This window comes from Zoogloea sp. (assembly GCF_041908905.1).
Lineage (GTDB): Bacteria > Pseudomonadota > Gammaproteobacteria > Burkholderiales > Rhodocyclaceae > Zoogloea.
In genome coordinates this window covers 1-8,205 of record NZ_JAYREK010000061.1, presented here as the reverse complement: position 1 = coordinate 8,205, position 8,205 = coordinate 1, and the positions used below count along the sequence as shown (strand labels likewise).

The window sequence follows — 8,205 nt, the reverse complement described above, 5'->3', positions numbered from 1 at the left end:
TGCTGGGCGGTGAGCCACAGGAAGAGGCGGTCGTTGAGGCCGTCGGTCCACAGGTCGGCCAGCGCGGAGCAGCCGTTGGCGAAGGGGCCGCCGCCCCAGTAGTCGTCCTCGTTGAGGAAGACGCTGTTGCCGAAGTCCTTGATGTCATCGAGGTGCGCCTTGTAGCCCCAGCGGAAGCGGATCACCGGCGACCAGTTGGACTGGTCTTGAATGAAGTTGGCGTGACTTCGGTCAGGATCGATGAACCCCGCTGCGTCCAGCTCCGGCGTATACGCGCAGGGGATCAGCCGCCCGGTGCCGTCGCCTGGGAGCGCCAGCTGCGCCTCTTGGCGGGCCAGCCGGGTGTTGAGGCCCTTGCACAGGCCCTGCTCGGCGTCGTCGTACCACTCGCCGTCGGAGTTGACGCCGTGCACGAAGATGACGACCCCAGGCAGGGGCAGGCGGCAGGGCACGAGCCGCTCCCCGTGGCCGGGGAGTAGCGGGATGGTGCAGGAGATGGCGGGCAGGGGCATGGCGACGCATGGCACCCCCGACTGACTCCAGGCCGGTGGAACGGGGGTGTTGATGTCCATGGAAGTTTATCTGTATAAAATTATACATAAACCTCAATGGAATATACCAAAAACTTAATCCTCTTCGCTTTCGGTTCGCCCCCAGAAGTCCAGAAAGCAAAAAGCCGGGCGAACCCGGCTCTTCGATTCAGCAGGAAATCCGCCCCCGTTACTGGACGCGAACCTCCACGCGGCGGGCTTCGGCGGGGTCGGTGCCGCCGAGGGTCACGGCGGGCTTGCGCATCTTGACCTTGTCGGCGGCCAGGCCGGCGGCGATCAGGGCGTCCTTGACGGCCACGGCGCGGGCCTTGGCGACCTCGGCGTTCACCGCGGCACCGCCGGTCTCGTCGTGGTAGCCCGACAGCAGCACCAGCCTGGACGGGTCTTCGGCCAGCTTGGCGACGACCTTGGCCAGTTCGCCCTCGGCACCGGCAGGCAGCTCGGCCTTGCCGGATTCAAAGTAGAACTTGACCAGCGCCTCGCCCACTTCGGCGATCTCCGGCTCCTCGGCCACCACGGCAGCGACCGGTGCGGGCGCGCGGTTCTGGCCGGTCACATAGACCCCCAGGCCGATCACCAGGCCGATCACGAGGGCGATGATGCCGAACAGGATACCCAGTACGAGGTTCTGGTTGTCGTCGTCTTGTTGCATCGGAAAATTCCTTTACGGGTCAAGGTTGAAATTGATCGCCGCAAGTATACCGCTTAATCCGGGGGCGCCCGACACTGCAACCGGGCGAAATGTTAAATACCTATTCACGAATCCGCCCGCCGCTCGGCCTGCACCATCAGGTTGCGGGGCGTCAGGGCGCGGTCGCAGAAGGTGCCCACCGCCACCTCGAAGCCCGCCTCCTCCAGGCCGAGGGCCAGATCCAGCACCAGCCACACCTCCAGCGGCCGGCGGAAGGCGTGGCGCACCAGCTCCAGCCGGCGCACTTCAGCGCGGCGCTGTTCGCCCGCGGCCTCCCAGCGGGCCCAGTCCACAGCATCGGGCAAGACCAGCCCTTCGCGGTCGGCCAGCAGCCGGCAATAGTCGGTGAAGCTGCCGCCCTGCCATGCGCCGGGCACCGGCTTGAAGGGGCGGATCGCCTCGCCCTGCAGCGCGTTGCGCAGCGCAACGAAACCCAGCTTCCAGGCCTGGTCGCGGGCCAGCTTGTGCTGGATGCGCCGCGGCGCGGTGACGGTCTCGGTCACCGCGAGGCGCAGCGCGGCGCCATCGAGCGGAAGGTCGGCGTCGCGGCTGAGGGGCCGGTAGCCCTCCTGGGCGCCGCGGTAATAACAACAGGGTGCGATGCGGTAGGCGCTCGCCCCGTCGTCGGCCGCCGAACGCACCAGCGAACGGTGCAGCTCGCCGCAGGCATGCAGCGCCAGCACCGCCCGCCCGCGCACGTGGCCGCGGGAGGCCGGCGCCAGGGCGTCGGCGCACAGCACGGTCTGGTCCACGCCCGCCCGGCTGGCGAGGTGCTCGGCGTCGGCGCACAGGGCCGGGTCGATCTCCAGGGAGCTCACCGGCAGCCCGTCGCTCACCGCCAGCCGGCGCCCCAGGTGGCCCTTGCCGGCGCACCACTCCAGCAGCGGCGCGCGGGGCGCCGGGCCGTGGGCGGCGAAGGCCTCGATCTGCTCGCGCTTGCGGCCGGGGATGTGCCAGTCGAAATGCCGCCCCGACGGCGGCAGCGCGCGCTGGGGCAGCGGCGCCAGATCGCACCACTCACCCAGCCGTTCCGCCACCGGCAGGCGCGGCGCGAGCCAGGCCCGGCAGGCCTCCGGGTCGGCGACGAAGCCCTCCAGCATCGCGTCGTCCAGCGCCAGCACCGCCGCCGCGAGGTCCGGCCAGGCCTCGCACCACGGGGGCCGGCGCATATAAAAAGGCGACGGCCGCCACAGGGCCTCGTGGGCCTGGAGGGCGGACTGCAGCTCAAGAAATCGTTCGCGGTGCTTCATGGGGAGCCTGGGGAAATCGGACGCGGGCGCACGATAACAAAAAGCGCCGCCGCCGGGCGTCGTGAAAACCCCGGCGGCGGCGCTGCGAGCCCTGCCAATACGGTGGCGGCCCGGCACGAGGGCTCCACGCCCCCGCCGCCGGGCCCGACATCAGCCCTTCGCGAAGGCGATCCTGCCACCCTCCACGCCGACCCGGATGGTGTCCTTGGCGGCGAACTGGCCTTCGAGGATGCGCTTGGCGAGCGGGTTCTCGATGTGCTCCTGGATCGCCCGCTTGAGCGGCCGGGCGCCGAACACCGGGTCGAAGCCGGCGCTCGCCAGCTGGGCCAGGGCCTCGTCGCTGACCTCCAGGTGCATGTCGAGCCGGGCCAGGCGCTTCTCGAGGTAGGCCAGCTGGATCCGCGCGATGGACGCGATGTGCTTCTGATCGAGGCTGTGGAACACCACCACCTCATCGATCCGGTTGATGAACTCCGGCCGGAAGTAGGTCTTCACCTCGCCCATCACCGCCAGCTTGATGATCTGGTAGTCGTCGCCCGACATCTGCTGGATCATCTGGCTGCCCAGGTTGCTGGTCATCACGATCACGGTGTTCTTGAAGTCCACCGTGCGGCCCTGGCCGTCGGTCATGCGGCCGTCGTCGAGCACCTGCAGCAGCACGTTGAAGACGTCCGGGTGGGCCTTCTCGACCTCATCGAACAGGATCACGCTGTAGGGCTTGCGGCGCACCTGCTCGGTGAGATAACCGCCCTCCTCGTAGCCCACGTAGCCCGGGGGCGCGCCGATCAGGCGGGCCACCGAGTGCTTCTCCATGAACTCGCTCATGTCGATGCGGATGAGGTGCTCCTCGCTGTCGAACAGAAACTCCGCCAGCGTCTTGCACAGCTCGGTCTTGCCCACGCCCGTGGGCCCCAGGAACAGGAAGGAGCCATAGGGCCGGTTCTCGTCGGAGAGGCCCGCGCGGGAGCGGCGGATCGCGTCGGCCACCAGGCGCACGGCCTCGTCCTGGCCCACCACCCGCTGGTGCATCCTGTCTTCCATCTTGAGCAGCTTGTCGCGCTCGCCCTGCATCATCTTCGACACCGGAATGCCGGTGGCGCGGCTCACCACCTCGGCGATCTCCTCGGCGCCCACCTGGGTACGCAGCAGCTTGTTGGCCGGCTTGGCCTCGCCGCCCGCCTCGGCCTTCTTGAGCTGGGCTTCGAGCTGAGGCAGCTGGCCGTACTGCAGCTCGGCCACCTTCTCCAGCTTGCCCTCGCGCTGCAGGCGGGCGATGTCGGCCTTCAGGCGGTCGATCTCTTCCTTGATGTGGGCCGAGCCCTGCACCGCCGACTTCTCGGCCTTCCAGATCTCTTCCAGGTCGGAGTATTCCTTCTTGATCCGGGCGATCTCCTCCTCGATCAGCGCCAGACGCTTCTGGGAGGCCTCGTCCTTCTCCTTCTGCACCGCCAGCTGCTCGATCTCGAGCTGGATCTTGCGGCGCTCGAGCTTGTCCATCACCTCCGGCTTGGAGTCGATCTCCATCTTGATCCGCGCCGCCGCCTCGTCGATCAGGTCGATGGCCTTGTCGGGCAGGAAGCGGTCGGTGATGTAGCGGTTCGACAGCTCGGCCGCGGCGACGATGGCCGGGTCGGTGATATCCACGCCGTGGTGCAGCTCGTACTTCTCCTGCAGGCCGCGCAGGATCGCGATGGTGGACTCCACGCTCGGCTCATCCACCAGCACCTTCTGGAAGCGGCGCTCCAGCGCGGCGTCCTTCTCGATGTACTTGCGGTATTCGTCCAGCGTGGTGGCGCCGATGCAGTGCAGCTCGCCGCGGGCCAGGGCCGGCTTCAGCATGTTGCCGGCGTCGATGGCGCCCTCGGCCTTGCCGGCGCCCACCATGGTGTGGATCTCGTCGATGAACAGGATGATCCGGCCTTCATCCTTGGCGATGTCGTTGAGCACCGCCTTCAGGCGCTCCTCGAACTCGCCGCGGTACTTGGCGCCGGCCAGCAGCCCGGCCATGTCGAGCACCAGCACCCGCTTGCCCTTGAGGGTTTCGGGCACCTCGTTGTTGATGATGCGCTGGGCCAGGCCCTCGACGATGGCGGTCTTGCCCACCCCCGGCTCGCCGATCAGCACCGGGTTGTTCTTGGTGCGGCGCTGCAGGATCTGGATCGCCCGGCGGATCTCGTCGTCGCGGCCGATCACCGGGTCGAGCTTGCCCTGGCGGGCGCGCTCGGTGAGGTCGACGCAATACTTCTTGAGGGCCTCGCGCTGGCTCTCGGCGTCGGCGCTGCCCACGTTCTGGCCGCCGCGCACGGCGTCGATGGCCTGCTCCAGGGCCTTTCTGGTGAGGCCGTGCTCCTTGAGCAGGCGGCCGGTCTCGCCCTTGTCGTCGGCGAGGGCCAGCAGGAACATCTCGCTGGCGATGAACTCGTCGCCGCGCTGCTGGGCGGCCTTGTCGGTGAGGTTGAGCAGGTTGCCCAGGTCGCGCCCCACCGACACCTCGCCGCCGTGGCCCTGCACCTTGGGCAGGCGGTCGAGGGCCTTGACGAGGGCCGCCTTCAGCCCGGCGGCATTCACGCCGGCGCGCTGCAGCAGCGAACTGGTGCTGCCGTCGTCCTGGCCCAGCAGCGCCAGCAGCAGGTGCTGGGGCTCGATGAACTGCTGGTCGTTGCCGACAGCCAGGCTCTGGGCTTCGGAAAGGGCTTGCTGGAACTTGGTGGTGAATTTGTCGTAGCGCATAGGGCCTCCGGATTCGGGTTGATGCCTACATGAGGGAGCCGCGCCGGAATTCAAGCGCCCCCCTGCGAATACCTTGCCGCCCGCCGGGGCGCCCGTTTCGCGCAGCGCCGCCCGATACCCAGACGTCAAATTATGTTAGCCTGCGCCGCGACCCGCTCCGCAAGGGCTGGCGCGGTTCTTCACTTCCCCGTTTTTTCAGGAGCTTCCGGATGGCGAACCTACGGCACTTGAAGCGGCTCACCCCGATCAACCGCCTGCTGGCCGGCGTCGGCCTGGCCGTGGCGGCAACGCTGGCCGGCGCAGGCGAACTCGTGGTGGCCCACATGGCCCCCTTCACCGGCCCGGCCTCCATCGAGGCCGCCGAGTACAACGCCGGGATCCGCCTGGCCATCAAGGCCGCCAACGCCAGCGGCGGCATCAACGGCCAGCAGGTCGTCCTCAAGACCGAAAACGACGAATACAAGCCCGAGCGGGCCGCCGCGATCTTCCGCCAGCTCGCCGCCAGCGAGGCCGTCGCCACGCTGCTGCCGGTGGGCTCGCCGGCGATGGGGCAGATCCTAAAGGAAGGGCTGCCCGAGACCCTCAAGCTGCCCATCGTCGGCCTGATCCCCGCCGCCGAGCCCTTCCGCAACCCGGTGCATCCCTACGTGTATCACGTCCGCGCCGGCGACCTGAGCCAATACCGCAAGCTGGTCGAGCACGCCCGCACTATCGGCGTGCAGCGCCTGGCGGTGGTGTACACCGACAGCCCCTTCGGCGGCGCCGGCCTTGCCGCCATCGAAGGCATGCTCAAGAAGCAGTCGCAGGACCTGGTCGCCCGCATCGCCATCCCGGTGAGCGACACCGCCAGGCTGCCCGAGGTGACCGACGCCCTCGCCCGCAGCAACCCCGACTTCGTCTTCCTGGTGTCGCCCTCCAAGCTCGCCGGGGATTTTCTCAAGGTGTATCGCAGCAAGGGCCTCAGCGCCCCCCTCGCCATGACCTCCTACGGCAACGCCGACGTGCTGTGCGCCATCGCCGGCCGGGAGAACGCCCACGGGGTGATCATGTCGCAGGTCATGCCCAACGTCTCCAACAACGCCATCCCCGTCGTCCGCCGCTTCCAGGAAGACCTCAAGAAGCACGGCGAGAAGGACATGCGCGCCAACATCTTCCAGCTCGAAGCCTACGTCACCACCCAGGTCCTGCTCGAAGGCCTGCGCCGCGCCGGGTCCAACCCCTCGCGCCAGAAGCTGCTGAACGCCCTCGACTCCGGCAAGCGGATCGACCTGGGCGGCTACGGGGTGGATTTCACCCCCGCCCGGCACACCAGCTCCGAGTTTGTGGACATCAGCATCGTCGGCCGCGACTGCCGGCTGATCTTCTAAGCCCCGCCCCGGGGCCCCTGCCGGGATGGCCGCCGCTGCGGCCTCCGCGGAGGCATCCCCAAAGCCTGCCGCCCTGGCGGTGCCCTAGGCTTCCCCGCCGTTCATCACCCTCACCCGCCCTCCGGTCTCCGCCGCCAGCCGCGCGGCCAGGGCGTGGCGGGCTTCCGGGTCGCCGTGGATCAGGCGGACCTCGGCGGGCAGCCGGCCCATGCGGGTCACAAAGCGGACCAGATCATTCTGGTCGGCGTGGGCGGAATAGCCCGACAGGCTGTGGATACCCGCGCGAATGCTGATGCGCTCGCCGTCGAGGTCCACGTAGCCGCCGCCGGGGCCGTAGGTCTGGATCGCGTGGCCGGGAGTGCCGCGGGCCTGGTAGCCCACGAACAGCACGTCGTGGCGCGGGTCGTGCAGCATCGCCTTGAGGTAGTTCATCACCCGCCCGCCGGCGCACATGCCGCTGGCGGCGATCACCACCGCCGGGTCGCCGCTGCGGGCCAGGCGGCGCACGTTGGCCTCGTGGTCGGCGTGCTCGTCGATGGCCACCAGCTGCTCGAAGGCCAGCGGCTTGCGCCCGGCCCGCACCCGGGCCAGCGCCTCGGTGTCCCAGAAGGGCTGCAGCGCCCGGTATTCGCGAGTAAAGCGCCCGGCCAGCGGCGAATCCAGATAGAACGGCAGCTTCTCCCACTGGGCGGCGTGGGGGCCGGGGTTCTTGCGCTGGCGGTACAGGATGTCCTCGAACTCATACAGCAGCTCCTGGGTGCGGCCGATGCTGAAGGCCGGCACGATCACCGTGCCGCCGTTGGCCAGCGCCCGCTCGACCACCGCCTGCAGGCGCTCGCGCCGGCTGTGGCGGTTTTCGTGGAGGCTGTCGCCGTAGGTGCTCTCCAGCACCACAATGTCGGCCGCCTCGGGGGAGCGCGGCGCCGGCAGCATCGGCGTCCAGGGCGCGCCGAGGTCACCCGAGAACACCACCCGCCGCGCCTCACCCCCCGGCCGGGCAAGGTCGCACTCCACGTAGGCCGACCCCAGGATGTGCCCCGCCCGCTGCAGGCGGATGCGGCAGTGGCCGCCGGGGCCGTCGAACACCGTATGCCACGCCTCGTAGGGCAGCGGCCGGATGCGCGCCTCCACCATCCGCAGGTAACGCTCGACGAGGCGCGCGTCCCGGGTGACCCCCATCGCAAAGGCATCCGCCAGCACGATGGGTAGCAGCCGCGCCGACGGCTCGCTGCAATAGATCGGCCCCTTGAAACCCGCCGCCAGCAGCCACGGGATGCGCCCCACGTGGTCGATGTGCACGTGGGTGGCCACCAGCGCCCGCAGGTGGTCAACCGCAAAACCGATCTCCAGCTGCTCCGCCCCCGCCCGCCCATCCGGCGCTGTCTCGGCCCCCTGGAACAACCCGCAGTCGATCAGCAGGCTGTTGAAGTCGTCGAAGAACAACTGGTGACAGGACCCCGTCACCCCATTGAAAGCGCCGTGATGGACGATGTTGGCAAGCATGGAGAACCCCCGGGCAGCGGAGCCACAGACGAAATGAATATGCCCGAAGCTTACACCAGAGCACCGGCCGGCTGTAGGTGCGGCTTCAGCCGCACGTGGAGGCCAGATTGAAG

6 protein-coding genes are annotated in these 8,205 nt (G+C 68.9%); 1 reads left to right on the top strand and 5 read right to left on the bottom strand.

The annotated features are described in order from the left end of the window. The 4 genes from ACE3OU_RS18445 to clpB form a co-directional block, all read right to left on the bottom strand. Nucleotides 1-512 (bottom strand): hypothetical protein (locus ACE3OU_RS18445; protein ID WP_374243022.1); only part of this gene is annotated, 512 nt, incomplete at its 3' end. Between the two features lie 208 nt (nt 513-720). Continuing rightward, nucleotides 721-1,203 (bottom strand): OmpA family protein, encoded by a 483-nt coding sequence (locus ACE3OU_RS18440; RefSeq protein WP_374243021.1) that lies wholly within the window; start codon nt 1,201-1,203, stop codon nt 721-723. 104 nt (nt 1,204-1,307) lie between these two features. Continuing rightward, the gene (locus ACE3OU_RS18435) at nt 1,308-2,492 is read right to left on the bottom strand and encodes a methyltransferase (RefSeq protein ID WP_374243020.1); all 1,185 of its coding nucleotides are present in this window, start codon (nt 2,490-2,492) and stop codon (nt 1,308-1,310) included. A 150-nt stretch (nt 2,493-2,642) separates the two neighbouring features. Next, nucleotides 2,643-5,222 carry an ATP-dependent chaperone ClpB gene (clpB, locus tag ACE3OU_RS18430; protein WP_374243019.1) on the bottom strand — a complete coding sequence of 860 codons (2,580 nt, stop codon included), beginning with the start codon at nt 5,220-5,222 and terminating at the stop codon, nt 2,643-2,645. 209 nt (nt 5,223-5,431) lie between these two features. Here clpB and ACE3OU_RS18425 point away from each other — a divergent pair, with 209 nt between their 5' ends. Further along, on the top strand, nt 5,432-6,589 hold the full coding sequence (locus ACE3OU_RS18425) for an ABC transporter substrate-binding protein (protein WP_374243018.1): 1,158 nt from the start codon (nt 5,432-5,434) through the stop codon (nt 6,587-6,589). A gap of 84 nt (nt 6,590-6,673) precedes the next feature. Here the strand turns inward: ACE3OU_RS18425 and ACE3OU_RS18420 are convergent, their stop codons facing one another. After that, nucleotides 6,674-8,092 (bottom strand): MBL fold metallo-hydrolase RNA specificity domain-containing protein, encoded by a 1,419-nt coding sequence (locus ACE3OU_RS18420; protein ID WP_374243017.1) that lies wholly within the window; start codon nt 8,090-8,092, stop codon nt 6,674-6,676. Nucleotides 8,093-8,205 lie beyond the last annotated feature (113 nt).